The 18,547-nt window shown below is 71.3% G+C and carries 23 protein-coding genes, 1 tRNA gene and 1 pseudogene; 8 read left to right on the forward strand and 17 right to left on the reverse strand.

The window, feature by feature from the left end; all coding sequences use genetic code 11:
- Positions 1–49: 49 nt before the first annotated feature.
- Entirely contained in the window at positions 50–658 is a 609-nt protein-coding gene (locus tag GL259_RS01605) for a hypothetical protein (RefSeq protein WP_159528565.1), read from the reverse strand.
- Positions 659–1,366: 708 nt separating this feature from the next.
- On the opposite strand from GL259_RS01605, the gene GL259_RS38275 reads away from it, so the two are divergent.
- Positions 1,367–1,912 (forward strand): transposase family protein, encoded by a 546-nt coding sequence (locus GL259_RS38275; protein ID WP_243762186.1) that lies wholly within the window; start codon positions 1,367–1,369, stop codon positions 1,910–1,912.
- 168 nt (positions 1,913–2,080) lie between these two features.
- On the opposite strand, the gene GL259_RS01615 is transcribed toward GL259_RS38275, so the two are convergent.
- The 5 genes from GL259_RS01615 to GL259_RS38280 all read right to left on the reverse strand — a co-directional run bounded on the left by GL259_RS01615 (position 2,081) and on the right by GL259_RS38280 (position 4,047).
- The gene (locus tag GL259_RS01615) at positions 2,081–2,266 is read right to left on the reverse strand and encodes a hypothetical protein (RefSeq protein WP_159528567.1); all 186 of its coding nucleotides are present in this window, start codon (positions 2,264–2,266) and stop codon (positions 2,081–2,083) included.
- Positions 2,267–2,567: 301 nt separating this feature from the next.
- A complete protein-coding gene (locus tag GL259_RS01620) occupies positions 2,568–2,981 on the reverse strand; it encodes a hypothetical protein (RefSeq protein ID WP_159528569.1) in 414 nt (137 codons plus the stop codon).
- 27 nt (positions 2,982–3,008) lie between these two features.
- The gene (locus GL259_RS01625; protein ID WP_243762187.1) at positions 3,009–3,224 is read right to left on the reverse strand and encodes a hypothetical protein; all 216 of its coding nucleotides are present in this window, start codon (positions 3,222–3,224) and stop codon (positions 3,009–3,011) included.
- Between the two features lie 41 nt (positions 3,225–3,265).
- Positions 3,266–3,625, reverse strand: a complete 360-nt coding sequence (locus GL259_RS01630) for a hypothetical protein (protein ID WP_159528573.1) — start codon at positions 3,623–3,625, stop codon at positions 3,266–3,268.
- A gap of 275 nt (positions 3,626–3,900) precedes the next feature.
- Entirely contained in the window at positions 3,901–4,047 is a 147-nt protein-coding gene (locus GL259_RS38280) for a hypothetical protein (RefSeq protein WP_243762188.1), read from the reverse strand.
- 126 nt (positions 4,048–4,173) lie between these two features.
- Here GL259_RS38280 and GL259_RS38285 point away from each other — a divergent pair, with 126 nt between their 5' ends.
- Positions 4,174–4,491 (forward strand): hypothetical protein, encoded by a 318-nt coding sequence (locus GL259_RS38285; RefSeq protein WP_243762189.1) that lies wholly within the window; start codon positions 4,174–4,176, stop codon positions 4,489–4,491.
- A gap of 14 nt (positions 4,492–4,505) precedes the next feature.
- A pseudogene (locus tag GL259_RS01640) lies at positions 4,506–4,978 on the forward strand (hypothetical protein).
- 486 nt (positions 4,979–5,464) lie between these two features.
- Here GL259_RS01640 and GL259_RS01645 read toward each other — a convergent pair.
- From GL259_RS01645 to GL259_RS01675, 7 genes are all read right to left on the reverse strand, one after another.
- Positions 5,465–5,538 (reverse strand) — tRNA-Met (locus GL259_RS01645).
- A gap of 43 nt (positions 5,539–5,581) precedes the next feature.
- Positions 5,582–5,785, reverse strand: coding sequence for a cold-shock protein (locus GL259_RS01650; protein ID WP_159528575.1), 204 nt, complete (start codon positions 5,783–5,785; stop codon positions 5,582–5,584).
- Between the two features lie 655 nt (positions 5,786–6,440).
- The gene (locus GL259_RS01655; protein ID WP_159528577.1) at positions 6,441–7,481 is read right to left on the reverse strand and encodes a DUF6283 family protein; all 1,041 of its coding nucleotides are present in this window, start codon (positions 7,479–7,481) and stop codon (positions 6,441–6,443) included.
- 52 nt (positions 7,482–7,533) lie between these two features.
- Complete coding sequence (locus tag GL259_RS01660; RefSeq protein WP_159528579.1) at positions 7,534–8,058, reverse strand: GNAT family N-acetyltransferase; 525 nt, start codon at positions 8,056–8,058, stop codon at positions 7,534–7,536.
- Positions 8,059–8,144: 86 nt separating this feature from the next.
- Positions 8,145–8,378 carry a hypothetical protein gene (locus GL259_RS01665; RefSeq protein ID WP_159528581.1) on the reverse strand — a complete coding sequence of 78 codons (234 nt, stop codon included), beginning with the start codon at positions 8,376–8,378 and terminating at the stop codon, positions 8,145–8,147.
- Between the two features lie 138 nt (positions 8,379–8,516).
- Positions 8,517–8,894 carry a fic family toxin-antitoxin system, toxin component gene (locus tag GL259_RS01670; RefSeq protein ID WP_159528583.1) on the reverse strand — a complete coding sequence of 126 codons (378 nt, stop codon included), beginning with the start codon at positions 8,892–8,894 and terminating at the stop codon, positions 8,517–8,519.
- Positions 8,894–9,133 carry a hypothetical protein gene (locus GL259_RS01675; protein WP_159528585.1) on the reverse strand — a complete coding sequence of 80 codons (240 nt, stop codon included), beginning with the start codon at positions 9,131–9,133 and terminating at the stop codon, positions 8,894–8,896. Before GL259_RS01675 ends, GL259_RS01670 begins: the two co-directional genes overlap by 1 nt.
- A gap of 297 nt (positions 9,134–9,430) precedes the next feature.
- Here GL259_RS01675 and GL259_RS39255 point away from each other — a divergent pair, with 297 nt between their 5' ends.
- Entirely contained in the window at positions 9,431–9,565 is a 135-nt protein-coding gene (locus tag GL259_RS39255; protein WP_279578615.1) for a hypothetical protein, read from the forward strand.
- A gap of 114 nt (positions 9,566–9,679) precedes the next feature.
- Here GL259_RS39255 and GL259_RS01680 read toward each other — a convergent pair whose 3' ends face one another.
- A complete protein-coding gene (locus GL259_RS01680) occupies positions 9,680–10,078 on the reverse strand; it encodes a lamin tail domain-containing protein (protein ID WP_243762190.1) in 399 nt (132 codons plus the stop codon).
- Between the two features lie 309 nt (positions 10,079–10,387).
- Positions 10,388–10,840 carry a DUF6083 domain-containing protein gene (locus tag GL259_RS01685; RefSeq protein ID WP_159528587.1) on the reverse strand — a complete coding sequence of 151 codons (453 nt, stop codon included), beginning with the start codon at positions 10,838–10,840 and terminating at the stop codon, positions 10,388–10,390.
- 902 nt (positions 10,841–11,742) lie between these two features.
- Here GL259_RS01685 and GL259_RS01690 point away from each other — a divergent pair.
- Positions 11,743–12,225 carry a GNAT family N-acetyltransferase gene (locus GL259_RS01690; RefSeq protein ID WP_159528589.1) on the forward strand — a complete coding sequence of 161 codons (483 nt, stop codon included), beginning with the start codon at positions 11,743–11,745 and terminating at the stop codon, positions 12,223–12,225.
- Between the two features lie 8 nt (positions 12,226–12,233).
- On the opposite strand, the gene GL259_RS01695 is transcribed toward GL259_RS01690, so the two are convergent.
- Positions 12,234–13,042, reverse strand: a protein-coding gene (locus GL259_RS01695; RefSeq protein ID WP_208026400.1) for an IS5 family transposase whose coding sequence is annotated in 2 segments (ribosomal slippage) — positions 12,234–12,692 and positions 12,695–13,042 — 807 coding nt in all. Because the reading frame shifts where the segments join, the coding sequence is not laid out codon by codon here.
- Positions 13,043–13,123: 81 nt separating this feature from the next.
- Between GL259_RS01695 and istB the strand changes: the two genes are divergently transcribed.
- Positions 13,124–13,912, forward strand: a complete 789-nt coding sequence (gene istB / locus GL259_RS01700) for an IS21-like element helper ATPase IstB (RefSeq protein ID WP_159528593.1) — start codon at positions 13,124–13,126, stop codon at positions 13,910–13,912.
- Between the two features lie 90 nt (positions 13,913–14,002).
- On the opposite strand, the gene GL259_RS01705 is transcribed toward istB, so the two are convergent.
- Positions 14,003–15,100 carry a MerR family transcriptional regulator gene (locus GL259_RS01705; RefSeq protein ID WP_166461615.1) on the reverse strand — a complete coding sequence of 366 codons (1,098 nt, stop codon included), beginning with the start codon at positions 15,098–15,100 and terminating at the stop codon, positions 14,003–14,005.
- A gap of 128 nt (positions 15,101–15,228) precedes the next feature.
- Between GL259_RS01705 and GL259_RS01710 the strand changes: the two genes are divergently transcribed.
- Positions 15,229–16,056 (forward strand): IS5 family transposase, encoded by an 828-nt coding sequence (locus GL259_RS01710; protein ID WP_159528597.1) that lies wholly within the window; start codon positions 15,229–15,231, stop codon positions 16,054–16,056.
- A gap of 628 nt (positions 16,057–16,684) precedes the next feature.
- A complete protein-coding gene (locus tag GL259_RS01715; protein ID WP_159528599.1) occupies positions 16,685–18,016 on the forward strand; it encodes a hypothetical protein in 1,332 nt (443 codons plus the stop codon).
- Positions 18,017–18,547 lie beyond the last annotated feature (531 nt).

Raw genomic sequence — 18,547 nt, forward strand, 5'->3', positions numbered from 1 at the left:
GCATGTGTTCTCGGCGTTCCCTCAGGCCGGGACGAGAGGCAACGCCGCCTCAGATGGTCGGGGTGTCGTCAACAATCGGCTTGTGAATTTCAACGACCGGCTTCCATCCCGCGGAGAACTCGATGAAGTCCGCACGAGTGGGGTAGGTGTCGATCGCGCGACGGTCACGCTTGGGGCTGTCGCTCCCCTTGCGTCCCCGGGGAATCTGCTCCTCGAAGATGTCGACCTTCACGTCGGGAACCTCCTTGAGGCTCTGGCGCCAGATCTGCACGATGTCGGCGCCGAACGCCTGCCGGACCGCAGCGTAAAGGGCCGTGAGGGACCCCTTGTCCCCACCGGGGACGAAAAGCGCCAGGTCCAGCACGACACCGGCGGACTGGAGGACCTCGATGGTCACCGAGCCGTTCTCGTCGGCCAAGTAGATTCCGGCTTCATTCTCGTCGTCGGGAAGGCAGGAGACCTCTTCCTGGAATACGGTTCTCGCCGTGATCGAACCGCCCTCGAAATCCTCACCGGACTTGGTCAGAAAAGCAGGGACATAGCAGTCGGGAAGTTTGAGTTCTGCCGTGTCGGCGGAAACAAAGATCTTGTCCTTCACGCCGAGCTTCGTCACCTCTTCCAGCGAGAGGCGGCGAGCGGCGATCTTCTCCGTGTTCACGATTTCCCTTTCAGGTCGCACTGTCCCTCCGAGCAAGGACACTACCACGAAACACTGAGGTCAACTGCCCAGTGATCTTTGGGTAGATGGTCTCAGATGACTCTCACGGGAGGATATTGAAGCGAGTGCCGATCGGTCGGGAACACGCGTCCGCCAGGTAGTGTCCCTCGTCATGGTGTTGCGGATCAACTGGCGATTGCATTTCGGTGCGTTGGGTAGCATGAAGGAACTAAAAGAGAGTTTACGGTAGATATCGCCCATATCCCCTTCGGGGAGGTGGCGGCGAGATAAGGCGATTCATTCGCCGTGCATCTAGAAGAGCACAGCGGAAATCAACCGGATGGTCCGACAACGCAACAACGGAGACCCCGCGTCGGCAACATCTGGATGGAGCGCGAACCGGAAGTCGAGTCCTACCACGCCCTCTCGGTCAGGACTTCGGCGTAGTCGACTGACACCCAGTTGCTGACGTCTCGTCATGTTGGGCAGGGTTCGGTACACAGCAGGCACGGACGTCCGCGATCATGGAGTTCTCCACGCTCTGTGACCTTGGACTGCCCGTGCCTGCCGACGCACCACTCTGGTCTCCTCTGCCGTGAACAGCTCAGACCGCATCCGGAAGTATCCGGGAGCGATCTTCCGGATCTGCTGGAACGCCTCGCGCAGGTCCCGCGCCCGCGGGATCCGCGGGGAGTACGGCACCCTCTCGTGACGCTCCTGGCACTGACGGCCTGCGCGGTCCTCGCCGGAGCGCGATCCCTGCTCGCGGTGAGTGAATGGGTGGCCGACACACCGTCGGCCCTGTCCGGACGGCGAGGTGTTCCTCGATGCGGTGGCGCAGGCGTAGCTGGGCGTGTGGTGTCGGGTGCCGGCCGGGCACCTTGCCTCGCGTGGAGGGTCGCCCGTCTGCACACCGAGGATCCCGCACCCGCCCCGGCGCTGCTGCCGAGCTTGCAGGCCGCGCCCGGCAGGAACTGGTCGGGGAGGCTCCGTCCCTGCCGGTTCATCCACGCGCGCAGGCGGCGGAGGATCTTGGTGCGGCGCCCGCTGCGCGGCCCGGATGTCCCCGGGCTGGACGACGAGGAGGACGGCATCTGCTGCAAGCCCACGGTCTGCTGCGGGCCGCGGGGGGTCGCTGCGCCGCTGGGCGCGTTTGCGCGGGTGAGGGTGAGGTCATGGCGGTGCCGTCGTTCCGGCCGGCCCCACGATCCGGCACCTGTCGGGCGGCCGGGACCCCACGGCGGGGCGCTGTGAGTGACGCGGCGCGTCTGGGGCCTACCCGTCCGCGTCGGTCGTGCGCTGACGCGGCACTCGGCCGGGCACCGTCACAGCGCGACAGGAAAAGGGCGGCACCACCCGGACAACGACGCACGTCCTGCCCAGGTCACGGCACGGCCGGCTCCCTGGGGGAAGTCTGAGTCCTTACAGGGCGGCGGGAGGGATCTTCGGGTCGAAGACGTTCCGCGGCGCGCTCGGCTGGGAGGCGGATGCCCGGCGCAGCACCTGGGCGAGGTCGCGGTGTATGCGGTCGGCTTCAGCGCGGACCTGGACGGGGATGTCGCCGCGTTCGGCGACGAGGCGGTCGTAGACGGGGGTCTGCTGGAACACGGCGGGGCTGTTTCCCTTCAGCGGGCGGTACGCCGGACTGGCGCAGCATACGGGCCCGGGCAACGCTCCGCTGCGGGGCGGGCGTTCGGGCCAGGAGGGCGGGGACGGCGTCCTCGGTCGTCCGGTCGCCGTCGAGGAGCGCGGCAGTCAGGCGGGCCTGGGTCTCGGGGAGCCGGCCGGTGCGGTGCTTGGTGCGGGCTGTCGGTCTGTGCCGGTCGGCGGTCTGCTTCGTCTGGTCCGTCAGGTACACGGCACGGGCTTCCGGCCCGGATCATTCCACGCGAAACCGGCCCTACCGTCGTTATGAGGGCGTGAGGAAGCGGGCGTTGTCCGGCAGCTGCTCGCGGAACCGGTCCGGAATCGTGCCCATCAGCCACAGCCAGCGCGCGTTGCGCACGATCTCGTCCTCCAACAGGACGTACGGGCGGTCGGCACGGCTGGTGTACCCGGTCTCGGGCGGCCGGCCCTGCTCCTGGGTCCAGGTCATGTAGTGCCGCCCCTCGACGCGCAGCACGCGCCGGCCGTCGGGGTCCTGGTCGCCGAGCGCCCGGTAGCCCACGCACGTCAGCCAGAAGTCACACGAGCGGCACACCCTCCACCGCGCCATCCGCTCGCCCACGCCTGCGATCTCCGCCGTCGACCCCTTGCCCGGGCACAGCTTGCAGTCGAACACCTCGTACCGCACCTGCGGGTACGCGCCTGCCTGCCGAACCACGGCTCACCTTTCCTCGGTGCCCGGCCGTCAGCGCCCGCGGCACGGCCGGTCCGGCGCGGGCGCCGTGACCGGCTCGATCGCCCGGAGCGGCGTCGTCCATTCGATGCCGCCCCCCCTCGGGATCAACCAGGCTACCGGTTTCGGGGCGTCGCCGTCGGGGGCGACGGCCCGCAGCACACCGGTCCGCCCGGACACCGTGTCGCGGACCAGGCGGCCGAGGAGCCGGTGCCTTTCGTGCAGCATGCTCGCCGTGGTCATCCCAACGCCCCCGTCCGCAGCGGCGGTCAGGAACAGCGCACGCCCACACTCTGCTTGTGAAGCTCGATGATCTCGCAGTGCCGCAGCTCACGGGACCGGTTGGGTGCGATGGCCGTGGGCCACCGCACGATGACCATCTCCTTCTCGCCCCGCTTGGCCGGTTCCCGCCCCCTCCTGCAGCCTTCCCGGGACAGCGGGTCGGGCTGCCCGTGGGGGCCGGGGCCCGTTTCGATGATCGTGATGTTCCGTGCGGCGGCGAAGACGCGGCCCTTCTGCCCGGCATGCTGCGCGCCCGGCTGCGGGTTGAGCAGGCCTCGTTCGGCGCACACGTACAGCACCGCCCGTGCGGGCGCAGCTTGCCTGTTGTCCTGCGCATCGGTGATCATCGGGACCTCGCGGTGGTGATGGACGGGCGGCCCGGGGCGTCTTCGACCTCCCCGGACCTCGAGGACGCCGTACAGGCGCACCTGCGGCTCATCCAGGCCACCGCCCGCACCGCCGGGCAGGAGCAGCGCAGGCGGCTGGCTGCCGTCGGCAGCGTGGCGGCCAGTCTTGCCGGGTGGCTGGCCTGGGACATGGGCGACAACGGCTCCGCCCGCGCCCGTTGCGGAGCCGCCGTCAGCGCGGCCAGGTCCGCGGGTGATCCGCTGCTCACCGCCTATCAGTCGGCTGCCTCGCCCAGTTCGAGGCGCACGCCGGCAACGGCGCCGAAGCCCTCCATCCGGCCGGCCGTGCCCGCCGCGCGCTGGGTGAGCGTGCCCCGGCCGTCGCCGACGCGTGGCTGTCCGGTATCGAGGCGCTCGGCCACGCGGCCGCAGGCGACCGGCGGTCGGCGGACAAGGCACTTGTCCGCTCCCGTGCGGCGGCCGAGGCCCTGCCCGGGCAGGAGGAGCTGCCGCCGTGGCCCTGGGTGTTCTCCTTCACCGTGGAGAGGGTGGCCGCCCACCGCGTCACCCGCGGCGCCTGGCTCGGCCTGCCCGACTGGGTACTGGGCGAGGACGCCGAAGCCCTGGCCACCGGCCACGCCAAGCAGCGGGCCCTGCTCCTGCTCGACATCGCCGCCGGGCACCTGGCGGCCGGACGCGTCGAGGGCGCATTCGCCATAGCCACGCGGGCACTGGAGACCGGCCTGCACTACCGGTCCGGGCGGATCGTGGAACGGGCTCGCGCGGTACGCCGATCGCTGGCACTGTCGTCCCCGCCCCGAGTGGTGCGGGACTTCGACGAGCGCCTCCACGGCGTCTACCTGTAAGGGGAGAGGACGGCATGCGGGTAGGGATCACCGGGCACCGCGGACTGAGCGAAGACGTCGAGCGGCGCGTACGCGCGCTGCTGTCCCAGACGGTCAAGGAGCACGACCCGGGCGAACTGGTGGGTGTCTCCTGCATCGCGGACGGCCCCGACTCCTGGTTCGCCGAGGCGGTCCTCGAACACGGCGGGCGCATCGAGGTCGTCATCCCCGCCGCCGAATACCGCAACAGCCTTCCCCACTGGCACCACCCCACCTACGACCGACGCTCGGCCAGGCCGCCGACGTGCACGAGACCGGCATGACCGCCTCCGACTCACACGCTCACATGGCGGGCAGCGAAATCCTCGTCGGCCTCGTCGACGAACTGCTCGCCGTGTGGGACGGCAAGCCCGCCCGCGGCTACGGCGGCACCGCCGACGTCGTCGCCTACGCCGAACGGCAGGGAACCCCGGTGCGTGTCCTGTGGCCCGAGGAAGCCTCCCGCTGACCGCAGCGCGCCGCCCACGGCGCGGACCCGCTTCGCGTCGCGGGCCGGGACGACGCGGCGGAACGTCTGAAGATCCAGGGTTTTCCCTCCCCGGTCCGGGCCTCCCGAGCGATGAACGGGCGGACGGCGCGAGGGCCATGACGACGGAGCTTCTATGTGCGGCCGGGGCCCTGGGGGCGGCGCTGGTGGTGCGCGGTGGCCTGCTGCTGGCCGTGGTCGCGGGAGGCCGACCGGCCGGGGCCGGGGGCGGGTGCGGGGTGGTCGGCGGCCCGCTGCCGCTGGTGATCGCGGATCTGCTCGCGGGCGGCGGGGACGCGGCCTTCGCCGTGGAGGAGGAGTCCGGCTCGTCCAGGTCGGGGTGCTCGTCGTCGTCCCCGCCCTCGGCAGCGGCTGTGCCCGCCCGGCAGTCACGGGCGCAGGCCCGCCCGGCTCCGTGCGCAGGAATGCGAGAGGGGGTCCGGCTGATGCCGGACCCCCTCTTTTTCGTAGCGGGGACAGGATTTGAACCTGCGACCTCTGGGTTATGAGCCCAGCGAGCTACCGAGCTGCTCCACCCCGCGTCGGTGAGACCACTCTACACAGGGCGGTGCAGGCCGGCGGTGGTCAGCCGCGGACGATGTTCTCCGCCTGGGGGCCCTTCTGGCCCTGGGTGATGTCGAACGTGACCGGCTCGCCCTCGACCAGCTCGCGGTAGCCGTTGCCGGAGATGTTGGAGTAGTGGGCGAAGACGTCCGGTCCGCCGCCGTCCTGGGCGATGAAGCCGAAGCCCTTCTCGGAGTTGAACCACTTCACAGTGCCGCTGGCCATACCGCTTCCTTCGGTCTTGCCGGCGGGGCCGGCAGGGATGCATAGCGGGCTCTTCCCTGCGGGAAGGCGCCCGGCATCCTCTCTACCCCGGCCGGGGCCGCATCATACGATCATCTGTCCACGAGTCGGACAGGCCTGGTGGGTGAACCCGCTCCCAGGCGCGGACTCCCCACGGGTGCCGGGCCGGGAGCCGGTCCGCGAAACGCATGCGGGGGCAGGACCGGCTGCGGGCGATGGGACGTGGGCCGCTTCGGATGGCGTGCCGGTGCCGGAAAGGGTGCCGGTGTCCCGGCGCGGAAGATGACTTCGCCGCCGCGGCGGGGTAGGGCTCAGACAGCTGTGGCAGACCCCGAACCGTGCGACCGCACGAAGAGGCCCGGTCCGCCACCACGGCGGGGGTGACGGACCGGGCCTGGGAACACGGTGTCATACCTGTGCTCGGCGCGTGTGGCCTATGGGTGAGGTTGCCGTAGGAAAAGGGCCGGGTGGCGTGGGCCGTGTCCGCTTCCAGCAGCCCCGCACCGAGGCCGTCCCTCATCCGACGCGTGGGAGGGCTGCCCAAGCCCACCGGTATGTTCCGACCCGGCGAGCACGGTCTGGAGCCCACCTCGAACGCGGCGGTGCCCCGGTCTGAGGCGAGCAGACCGGGGCACCGTCAGACGGACTGCCGGTCGTCGGATCCGCTCGGGGACGGCTCTTGGTCCTCCTTGAAAGCGTTCATCGGGACGAAGTTCTCCTCGCCGCACGCCGGTTCCCTGCCTGGGTACAGGGCCGGCAGGGCGGGGTCGACGCCGTTGGCGACGGCCATCTCCGCGTAGCTGCCGTACACCTGCATGCCGTCGGGGAGTTCCGGCAGGGGCAGTGTGCCGGAGCGCAGCAGGTCCAGGACCTGGGGGTTGCCGTCGGCTCCGGCGAGCAGCCAGCCCGCGCACAGCAGCGGCCGGGCGGGGGTGCTGGAGTGGCAGCCGAACCGTCCCATCGGGCCGCCGGTGCGGTTGCCGGGAGCGGAGTGGATGAAGGCCTGCGGCGGGAACTGGCCGCGGGGTGCGTCCCGGCGCCAGGGGCAGGGTTCCGTGCCGCCGCAGGGACGGCGGGGCGCGGCCGGTGGTCCGTCGTAGGCCACGCCGATCACGCCCCAGGTGTCGTCGGCGGGCCGTTGGGCCACCACGCGCGGGCTGCCCTCCCGTGCGGCGGGGCCGGTTTCCGGCGCGGCCGGCGCCCGGGGAACGGGGGGCTCTCCGGCGGCCAGGTAGGCGTTGAGCTGCTGGAGGACCTCTTCGGCGGTGCCTCCGCGCCGGGCCGCCAGTTCGGTCAGCCGTGCGCGTACGCGCCGGTCGTGTTCGCTGTCCGTGGCACCGGCGGGCAGGTCGGCCGAGGACGGCTGCGCGGCGGGAGCCGTCCCGGCCAAGAGGGGGGTGCCGTCGGGCAGGGACGGCTTCTCGGCGGCTTCCTGGCGCTGCAGTGCCCTTGGGTGTGCTCGTGCGGCGGCCGCGGCCGGGGCGGCTTCCTCGGCCAGGACGCGGGCGCAGCAGGCGCAGGGCGTGCCGCACAGCGGCCGGGTGGAGTCGTCCGCGCGGACGGGGCGGGCTTGGCACGCCGTCCGCCAGCGTCCGGGCCGCTCCTGGCGGGCGTGGTGGTCGACCCGGCCGCCGTGCACGCGCACGCGCAGCGGCCGGGCGTCCTCGGCAGGCGTCATGCGTCCCTCCCGGGGCGGACGTGGAGAAAGCGGTCTTCGGTGACCGTGCCGGTCAGGGGGCGCACGGCCAGCCGGTAGCCGTTGTGCCCGTCGTGGCAGGTGATGGGGAGGGCTTGAGGTGGAGGCGGACGTTCTGGCCGGGCCGGGCGAGGGTGTAGCCGCGGTGGCGCCACCAGCGCGGCACCGGGAAGTCATGGGCGGCGGTCTTGGCGAGCAGGACACGGACACCGTCGTCGGCGGCCAGGGCGTGCGCGGTGTGCAGCAGGGCGCTGCCCACACCCGCGCGTCGGGCGTGGGTGGCGGTGGCCACCAGTTCGATCTCCCGCAGCTCGGCGGCCAGCCGGGCCTGTGCGGCGGGTCCGCGGTCGCTGTGTGCGGTGATCAGGCGGACGGGCGGCAGCAGGTAGAGCAGGCCGGCCGGCTCGCGGGTGCCGGGCAGTCCGCCGACCAGTACCCGCCCGGTGCCGTGGAACACGGGGATACGGCCGCTGTCCGCGCAGGCGGCGGACGCGAACTGCGAGGCGTCGTACTCCCCTTCCCCGGCGGCCAGTGCCATCGGGGCCAGCTCGGCGATCATGTCCCGGTCCGCCGGGCGGGGCTCACGCACCCATGGCCGGCCGGCGGCAGTGTGCTCGCCCGGTGCCCGGCCCGTGAGGTGACCGCTCACACCGTCTGCCGCGTGGCGTTCAGGCAGGCGGTGCACCATCGTTGCCCGGGCTCGTGGAGGTCGACGGGCACCTCGCGGTTGCCGCCGGGCACGCTGATGCCGGGCTCCCCGCAGGCGATGTCGTGCATGTCGCAGTCACCGTCGCACGATGCGGGATCCACCGGCATGTGCCACACGATCTCGGCCTCGCCGCGAACACGGGAGCGCACCCGCTCCGCTGCAGCCAGCATGCTCATCCCTCCTTGTGAACGGCCCGGCCTCAGCCGGGCCCCGGTACCGGCCGGAGCTCTAGGGTCGTTGGAGGCTTCGGCTCACGCGGCCGGTATTGCTCCGGCCAGCCGCGGCAAGGGGTGTCGGGCTTGTGGGTTTCAGGTGGCGGTGGGCCAGGTCCGCAGCAGGGCGGCGATCTTCCCGGCGGTGCAGGCCGGGTCCAGGAGCAGGTCCTTGAGGGCGAGGGCGTGCTCGCGGTCGGGTTTGACGGTGATGCCGGAGGCCTCGAGGTACATCACGCCGGTGGCGGCGGCGACGGCCAGGTTGGAGCGTTCCAGCCAGCGGCAGCGGCCCAGCGTGTGCACCAGGGCGGCGGCCCTGGCGTAGGGGCCGTCGTAGACGGGCTGCTCGAACAGGACGGCCCGGTGGCGGGCGACCGCCGAGACTGGGACGCCGTAGTCGTCGGGGGCCGGATCGCCTGCTCCGGCGGCCTCGGCGACCTGCAGGATCCAGGGGACGTCGATGTGCAGGTCCATCAGGCCGCGTGCGCTCCCCGAGCCGGCTGCTGGGTGTTCTCGGCCTCATCGAAGAGCGCCTGGTGTTCGGCCAGGAAGCGGGCTGCGGCGTCCACCGCGCGGGCGCGCAGGCCGCTGGTGTCGTCCTGCACCAGCCGGGCGAGGTAGTCGCCGATGCTCAGTCCCAGGTCGGCGGCGCGTTTCCTCGCGAGTTCCGCGACGTCCTCGTCCACGCGCGCGCCCAGTTGTGTCTTCGCCATACCGTATGGTAACAGCCGTTACCATACGGTGGGAGTGACAGCGGCGACAGCGGCGACAGCGGCGACCAAGCGCTCATGACCGGCGCCGGGCCGTCCGGACTGCCGAAGGCAGGCCGTACCCGGCCTGCAGCGGCCGCTTCCTTGTCCGGCACCTCCTTGCGCGCCCGGGTCGTCATGCGGCCGTCGGGAGGTTTCAGTATGACCGGCGCAGCAGCGTGCACCTACGCCTGGTGCTTCGATCACGGACGTCTCCACCGTTTCCCCCGTGGTGAAGAACCGTGGTGTACCGCGGCGTGGGTGGCGCTCGCCGCGACCACCACCGAGCAGGCTCTCAGGGCCAAGCAGGCCGCCTACGGGGAGGCCCGGTTCCTCGACGGCCTTTCGGCCCAGGCTCAGCCGGAGGTCATCGAGCTCCAGAGAGCACGGACCTGACCCGTCCCTCCCTCCTCCGGCATACGCCTGTCGGCTACGGCTGGCGCTTGCGCGGATGCGCCCCGGAGGGGGCGGCGCCGTGCGGTGCGTTGCTCGGGTGCCGGGCGGGGGGTTTCAGCCGTGATAGCTGATGTAGCCGTTGCCGTCGCGGTCGTTGGCCGTCTTGGTGTAGGAGTGCACGTCCGCGCGGGCACCGGAGGGCTTGTACAGGTAGATGGTGTCCTTGTCGTTGTTCCACAGGAAGTTGCAGTTGTCGCGGTAGACGACGTTGCCCGCGTCGGAGTCGGTGCCGTGGCCGCCGCGCAGCTTGATGTAGTCGCCGGGCTGCAGGTAGTGGTTGGCGGTGAAGGCGAAGCGGTTGCCGGCGGCGTCCTTGACGACGTAGCCCTCGAGGTTGACGGTCGCCGACGCGGAGTAGTTCTTGACCGTCAGGTACTCCTCGTCGGTGTTGCCCGTCGAGCAGCTGTTGGAATCGGGTCCGGGGGCGTCGTACTGGATCCCGCGGACCTTCACAGCGGAGCTGTACTCGGCGGCCTACGCCGACGCGGCAGGGATCAGGACGGCCAGGGTTCCGGCGGTGACGGCGGCGGCCAGGATCGAACGGATGCGCAAGAGAGTGCTCCCCCTGCAGGTGAACGAACGCTGCTACATGGGAGGGGACCGGCAGGAATCTGTCCTGGTTGCACGGTGAGCGGTCTGCCACCCGTTCGGGTGACTCCATGGAGCGCCGGGCCGGGTGCCGGTGTTCAGGAAGGGCCTCGGCCGGGGATCCGCCGGGCGGCGGTCTGCTTTCGGCACCGGCCGTAAAGGCCCGGTCCGTCACTACGGGGGGTGACGGACCGGACTTGGACACGGTGTCACACCCGTCCTCGATCGGCCCGCTCTGCGGGGGAAGTCGCCGCAGAACGGCGTGATCATCACCGTCGGGGTCTTGATCGGCCCGGTTGGCGCCCACCCGTGCGCGGCGTGGGGCCATGAGCCGGGATGGTGCTGGTGGTGCGGCAGCCAGGGGTGGGGGCGGCGGGCCAGGCGCAGGCGCATGGCCCGCCACAGTTCACCGGCGCCGCGGCTGGTGACCGGCTCGGTGGCGTGCAGGCCCGGGCAGCAGGCGTCGTGGGCGATCTTCGCGGTGCCGTCGCGGGGGTGTGGGCCGGGCCAGGCAATGCCGTCGGCGAGGTGGTGGACCTTGGTGCCGGCGATCAGTCTGGCCGGATAGTCACCGGGGACCAGCGCGATCCACGTCGCCTCCGGCTCTTCCCCCGTGATCGCGCGCACCGGATCGGGCCCGGCCTGGGGCCGGCAGTCGTCCGTCCCGTCGCGGTCCGGGGTGTGGTGGCGGTGGGTGGCCAGGCCGCAGGCCGGGTACGGCAGGGTCAGCCTGCGCCCCAGGCGGGCACACCGGTCCCGGGCAGCCCCGGCCGGGCGGGAACGCTCATGCAGATCGGCCTCCGCGTGCGGGCACGGCGCCCGTGCACCGTCACCGCACGATCCTTCGGCCCTCAGGCGCGGCACGGCGGGCGAAGAGCCGGCGGCTCCCGCGGGCGGGAAACCTTCGGGGACGACGTCCCGGGGCCCGGGCCCTGGGACGTCGTCGAGTCGACCGCGTCTACCGGCACCTTGGGGCTTGGGGTGTTCGGCGGGAGCGGTGTCCGCCGTTGCCGAAAAGGAAGGGGGCGGCCCCGCGCGGCGTGCGAGGGGAGCGGGGCCGCCGATGGTCCCGCCGTCCTGTCCGGGCGGTCCTCGGGGGACCTCATGCGGGTGCGGTGGGCGTCGCACGCGTTGCGGCGCGATCGGGTGGAGGGTGAAGAACCGCCGAGGGGCGTGTCGGTGGGCGGGGCGGGGTTTCGGCTCGTGTGGCCGGTGCCGTGTTCCGGGGTGCGGGACGGGCGGGAAGGTCGGCGTGCCGGGCCGCGGGCGCACAAGCCCCGTGCGGGGCCAACGAGCAGGAGGAATCGGCATGTTGATCTCAGCCGCCCGCCGGTTTCAGGGAGCAGTGGTGAGCGCAGAGACGTCGTCGGGTCCGGTTCTCACGCAGGTGCGGCTGGTCGGGCCGTCCGAGGAGGTCGACCGGCTGGTGGCCGTGCTGAGCGGGGCTGCGGAGGTCATCTTCGACTCCCCCTTCGAAGCCGGATGCGCGGGGGGAGGTCGAGCGGGTGGCGCAGGTGGTCGGTCATCCCATGCCCTGGCCCGTGGCGCCGGAACACGGTGCGCAGGTCACGGTGCAGGTGGTCCTCGAGGCCGACGGCGCCGCCTTCACCGGCCGGGACAGGGATGAGGCGGCGCGGGAGGTGGCGGAGTCGGTGGCCGGGTCCCCTCAGTCCCTGCCGCACATCTGGGCGGTGAGCAGCCGCGTGGTGTCGCTGTGGGGTCTGCCCGCGACCCGGGAGTGGACGGCGGTGGCGGGGGTGGGTGGGGCCGAGTCGCGGCTGGATGCGGCGGGGGTGTCGCCGTGGCTGACCGACTGGAAGGTCGACGGCGGCGGGGCCTGGTCGGGCCGGCGGGTGATGGCGCTGGGGGGTGGTGAGCACGCTGGGCACCTGGATGTGTATGTCCACCCGGACGGGCAGGCCGTGGACGTCGCGGGGCTGGAGGTGGAGCCCGGCCACCAGCGCCGCGGTCTGGCCTCGGTGATGATGGACGCGGAGGAGGAGGCCCGTTAGAGGTCATTTCACTTGGCCAGGCGGCGGTGGCATATGAGGGTTGCGGCGATGGCGGTGAAGGCGAGGAAGTGTTCCGGCTTGCGTTCGTAGCGGCGATGCAGGCGGCGGCAGCCGGACAGCCACGACACGGTCCGCTCCACCACCCAGCGATGCCTGCCGAGGTGCCGGGATGACTCGATGCCCTTGCGGGCGAGGCGGTGCCGGATACCGCGGGAGGCGAGCCATCGGCGCAGGTGACGGTAGTCGTAGCCCTTGTCGCCGTGCAGTTTGCCGGGGCGCCGGCGCCGTGGACCGCGGCGGGAGCGGATGGGCGGGATGCCGCGGACCAGTGGGATGAGGGCCTGGCTGTCGTGGAGGTCGGCGGCGGAGATGCCGATCGACAGGGGCAGGCCCTGGCGATCGACAATGAGGTGGATCTTCGATCCCTTCTTGCCGCGGTCGGTCGGATTCGGTCCCGTCAGCTGCCCCCTTTGAGAGCCCGGACACTGACGGAGTCGATCGCGCGCCGCGACCAGTCCAGCTCACCCCGGGCACCGAGTTCGTCCAGGACCAGGCGGTGGAGCTTCGCCCGCACCCTGGCCTCGGTCCACTCGGTGAACCGCCGGAAGGCCGTCACACCCGACAGGCCGAAGCCTGGTGGCAGTCGGTTCCAGGTGCACCCCGAGGTAGCCACGAAGATGATGGCGGCCAGCACTTCGCGGTCTCCGCGCCGACGGTGCCCTCCACCCTGCGGGCGAACCGGCGCCGGCGGCACCACCCGCTGGAAGAGGGTCCACAGGTCTTCAGGCGCCATCCGCTCGACAAGCGCAGCAGTCATCACCCCAGACTGCCGCAAGATCACACCAAGTGAAATGGCGTCTAAACGGCACGGCCGCACGACCGGCGAGAAAGAGGGATCATGAATCGCAAGCGCGGACTGACCGAAGAAGCCGTCACCGCCTCGATCGACCAGGCATGCCGCATGCTCAGGCTGCCGTCCAGCCGCCAGCAGTTCGCCGACCTCGCCGAAGGCGCCGCCCGCGACCAGATGTCGTATCGGGCCTTCCTCGCCGAACTGCTGATGGCGGAGTGCGACGACCGGGCCCGCCGACGCTCCGAGCGCAGGATCAAGGCTGCCTCCTTCCCCCGCGACAAGAGCCTGCGGGCGTTCGGCTTCGACGCCAATCCCAACATCGACCCCGCCGCCGTCAACACCCTCGCCACCTGCGAACGGGTCAAGAAGGGAGAGCCGCTCCGCCTGATCGGCGACTCCGGGACCGGCAAGTCGCATCTACTGATCGCCCTGGGCACCGAAGCCGCGATGCACGGCTTCCGCGTCCGCTATGTGCTGGCCACCAAGCTCGTCAACGAACTGGTCGAAGCCGCCGACGACAAGCAGCTGTCCAGGACGATCGCCGGCTACGGCCGCGTCGATCTTTTGCGCATTGACGAACTCGGCTACATGGAGCTTGACCGCAGGGGCGCTGAGCTGCTGTTTCAGGTTCCGACCGAACGCGAGGAGAAGAACAGCGTCGCGATCGCTTCGAACGAGAGTTTCAGCGGGTGGACGAAGACGTTCACAGACCCGCGGCTCTGCGCGGCCATCGTCGACCGGCTGACCTTCAACGGCGCCATCATCCAGACCGGCACCGAATCCCACCGCCTTGCCCATACCAAGGCCCAAGCCGCACAAGCCCAGGCCAGCTGACCAGACGCCACGCCGGAGGGGCCGCCTGACAACCAGCCGAACCAGCGGGCCTACCAGGAGCCGCCATTGACGCTGAACCTGCGACGCGCGTCAAGCTATGAGCAGACGGAGGCCGAGATCTGCGGTGTCGAGGTCGGCAAGGTCGCGGTTGCGCTCGGCCCACCGGCCGGAGTCGAGGTCGTCGCTGAGGCTTCGCACCGCCCGCTCCTCGGCCTCCGGCCCGACCCTCGTCCACACCGACATCGCACGGCGCACGTGATCCTCCAGATACGCCCCCGGCCGGCGCCAGTACGCCTCGAACAGGCCATCAGCGCAGTCCCACGGGATGGGCACCGGCTCAGCGCGGGCGCCGATCGCGTCGGCCATCCCAGCAAGCGAGGGAAACTCTGCGAGGACGGCGGCGAACTCGGGCAGGTAGTCGCGGGTAAGCCAGAACCGGTCCTGCCATCCGGGCTCATCGGTGTCGAAAGTGAGTACCACCACGCGGCGGGCCACGCGCCGCATCTCGCGCAGCCCCGCTATCGGGTCCCCCCAGTGGTGAACGGTGGAGACGGCCATCGCGACGTCGAAGGACTGGTCCTCGAACGGCAGGCTCTCCGCGGCGGCGGCCACGCACGGCGCCGAGCCGGCGGGCCGCTGCGCCCGCATGACCGCCGATGGCTCCACCGCGGTCACGTCGCGATCAGCAGGTTCGTAGGAGCCGGTGCCGGCCCCGACGTTCAGCACTGTCTGTGCGTCCCCGAGCGCGTCCCAGATCTGCGCGGCGATCCGCGGCTCGGTACGCCGTGTCGCGGTGTAAGCGCCGCCGATCGCGTCGTACAGCCGTGCACCGAGCATCTCCAGTTGCTCCTCCGGTGTCACCTTCAGTCCCTTCGCGCGTGCCTCAAGTTCCCTGTCGATGGCCGCCGCCATGGCGTCAGCGCGATCACGCCGCTCCAGCAGCAGGCCGCGCAGTCGGCGCAGGTGCGCGACCGCGTCCGTGGACGGGTCCCCGACCAGTTCCGCAATTTCCCGCAGCCCGAAGCCCAATCGCCGATAGGCCAGCACCTCCCGCAGCCGCTCCACGTCGCCCGCCGAATAGGCCCGGTACCCGGCCGCGGTCCGCGCCGACGGCCGAACGAGCCTGATCTCGTCATAGTGATGCAGCGTGCGGACGCTCACGCCAGCCAGCTTGGCCACGTGTCCCACGGTCCAGTGATCCTCCACGGCACCGACTATGCAGCCTGACGCCACGTGAGGGTCAAGCCTCACTTACTGGCTCTAACAAAAGCGGTTTGATCATGTGACTGTCGGCATGATCGTTCGTTGATGTGAGCATGGGGAAGCGTCAGTCGCGGCCGTGGATCGTGTCGGACGAACTGTGGTCGCTCATCGAGCCGTTGCTGCCCGAGCCGGGGCCGAAGCTGGTGGCGGGCCGGCCACGGGTGCCGGACCGGCAGGCGTTGTGCGGGATCCTGTTCGTGCTGCACACCGGGATCCAGTGGGAGTACCTGCCCCAGGAGCTGGGCTTTGGCTCGGGGATGACCTGCTGGCGGCGCCTGGCGGCCTGGAACGAGGCCGGCGTCTTGGATCAGCTGCACCAGCTGCTGCTGAACAAGCTGCGGTCGAAGAACCAGCTGGACTGGTCTCGGGCGGTGATCGACTCCTCCCACGTGCGGGCGGCCCGGCGGGGCCCAAAAGCGGGCCCAGTCCGGTCGACCGCGCACCTCCGGGCAAGCAAGCACCACGTCATCACCGACGGCCAGGGGATCCCGCTCGCGGTGTCGCTGACCGGCGGAAACCGCAACGACGTCACCCAGTTGCTGCCGCTGCTGGACAAGATCCCGCCAGTGGCCGGAGTGGTCGGCCGGCCGCGCAGGCGGCCGGACACGCTCTTCGCGGACCGCGACTACGACCACGACAAGTACCGCCGGCTCCTGCGGCAGCGCGGCATCCGGCCCGCGATCGCGGAGCGGGGACAACCGCACGGCACTGGTCTGGGCACTTTCCGCTGGGTCGTCGAGCGGACGATCTCCTGGCTGCACGGCTTCCGCCGCCTGCGGATCCGGTGGGAACGACGCGACGACATCCACGAGGCCTTCCTCGGACTCACCGTCTGTCTGATCACCCATAGGCACGTCCAGAAGCTTTGTGAGGGCCAGTAAGGGGGCGCCCTCGAGGAGGCGGGCGTGCAGTTCAGCGGGGTGGAGCCGGTGCCACACGGTGTGCCGGCGCGTGGCCACCGGGGTGGTGTAACCGCCGGCCAGCAGTGTCTCGCCGTCGCGGGACAGCCGCATGCGCGGCGGCTCCAGGCGGTGGCCGGCGAGGATGTGGTTGAGGTCGTCCCAGGTCGTTAGTCCGGCGACGTCGAGTGCGCCGGGTACGTGGCGGTGTTCGCGGTGCAGTGCCTGGGCGAGGAAGTCGTCGCCCAGGCATGCCGCGATGGAGACATCCGTCATCGCGTCAGGGCTCCCGGTCCGTCAGTCGTTGCCGTCGCTGCGGCCGGTGCCGCCGCCGTCCGAGGGATGGCGTTGCGGTTCCGGGCGGCGACGATCCGCTGCCGGGAGCGGACCAGACCGCTGCCCTGCGGACCGGACGTGGCGGGCGGGGGCTGGACGGGACTTTGCATGAGGACCCTCCTCCTGATCGGTCGGCCGAACCCGTGACGGAACGGCCGCGAACACCCGCCAGTGAAGCCGGGGCAGCCGCTTGCGCTAACCCCTCCATGGGGGTCCCACGGTGGGTATGGCCGTAAGGCTGACGCTTCGTCATTCCGCGAGATTCAGGGGACTTGTGGACGACTTACCGCCATCGCCCGCCCAGGTGCCGCACCATCTGCTGGCCGACCCGGCCTTCGTCCGGGCCCTGCGGGAGCGCGACTTCACCGTGGTGTTCGCGATGACCCACGAAGCGGGGATCTCCTTCAACCGGATCGCCGAAGCGTGCGCGCTCAAAGCCGAGCGTGTCGGCCAGATCGCCCGGGGCGCCGCGGTTGTCACCGCACTGGCAACTGTCGAGCGAATCTCCGGCGGTCTGCGCATTCCCGATGCCCTCCTGGGGCTGGCTGCGCAACCCTGGGAGGACACCGCCGCTCTCAGCACGGAGTCCCACCATGGAGAAGATGATCCGATGAAGCGCCGCAATCTGCTGCGTGGCGCGCTCGCCGCCGGCCTCACCGCTCCGGCGCTCGCCGCCCTCACCGCCGCCCGGACCGACGTCGACCAGACCCTCTCCCCCGACACGCCCCAGGACCTGGCCGACCTGGAGGCCGCAGCCGAGAGCTACGGGTACGGCTACCACGGCCAGCAGCCCACCCGCGTCCTCGCCGACCTGGCCGCCGACTTCACGACCCTGCGCCCACTGCTCACCGTGCCCCAGCCCGCTCCGGTGCGGGCGCGGCTGTGCCGGACGGCCGGGCAGATGGCCGGGATGACCGCGATCGTCTTACACGACCTGGGCAGCCGCCGGGAATCCCGCGCCTGGTTCGCCACCGCCGCCCGGGCCGCCGCCGAATCCGGTGACCAGCAGCTGTACGCCTGGGTGCTGGCCCGGGAGACGATGGTGCCGCTCAACTACGGCGCCCCGAGAGCAGCGGCCAGCCTCGCCGAACAGGCGCGCCGCATCGCCAGCACCCGGCCGACGGCCGCGGCGACGCTCGCGGCCGCGGTCGCCGCCCGCGCCTACGCCCTCAACCACCAGCCCGAGCAGGCCCGCGCCGCGCTCGCCGCCGCCGACGTCCTCATGGAACGGCTCCCCGACAGCGAACAGTCGGACACCTGGCTGACGTACGGCGAGCAGAAGCACCACGTCCACCTCAGCCACGCGTTCACCACGCTCGGGAACACCCGACGCGCTGGGGAGAGCCAGCAGCGGGCGCTGGAGCTGTCCGCGCCGACCAGCACCATGACCCGCACCCTGCTCCACATCGACGCCGCCGCCTGCTCCCATCACGACGGCGACACCGAGCAGGCGTGCCGCCGCACGGTCGCCGCCCTGACCGCGCTGCCCGGCGACTACCGCACCGGCCTGGTCCGCCGCCGCGCCCAGGACCTGTACGAAGCGATCCCCACCCAGCACCACCACGAGCACGCTGTACGGGAACTACGCGACATCCTGGCCGGCTGACAGCGAAGGCTCCGTCGCGCGCGTCGTCAGCGGCCCGTGGGTTCGGGGTAGCGTCGGCGGCGCCGGTCCGGGTCGTCGACGCCGATCTCGTACCAGGGCTCGCCGCGCTTCAGCCGGAGCAGGGTGTTCACCCACACCGCGACGGCGATCCCCCCTTCACGTCGGCGGCGAGCGCCTTCAGGCGGTTGTCGAGCAGGTGCTCGACCTTGCCCGTGAGGACGACGTGCAGCCGGGGGAAGGTCTGGGAGCGTGTAGCGGTGGCGCTGCCAGGAGGGGTACGTGGTGCCGATTGCCGTGGGCGCCCTCCCAGACGCGGCGTCCGGCGTAGCGCTCGCAGTCACAGACCTCACGGGCGAGGCGGGCCTGGCACATGGTGCTCCAGCCGCGTCGACCGGGAGGAAGCTTCTTCCAGTGCTCCGGCCAGGCTGACGCCAACGCTTTTTGCACGGTCAGGAACCCGCCGCCGTGCTTCCGCTGAAGAGCACGGCTCGACAGACCAGCCTTCGCATCACGACAGATCACCGCGTACAG

Origin of the sequence: Streptomyces sp. Tu 3180 (assembly GCF_009852415.1) — a bacterium.
Taxonomy (GTDB): domain Bacteria; phylum Actinomycetota; class Actinomycetes; order Streptomycetales; family Streptomycetaceae; genus Streptomyces.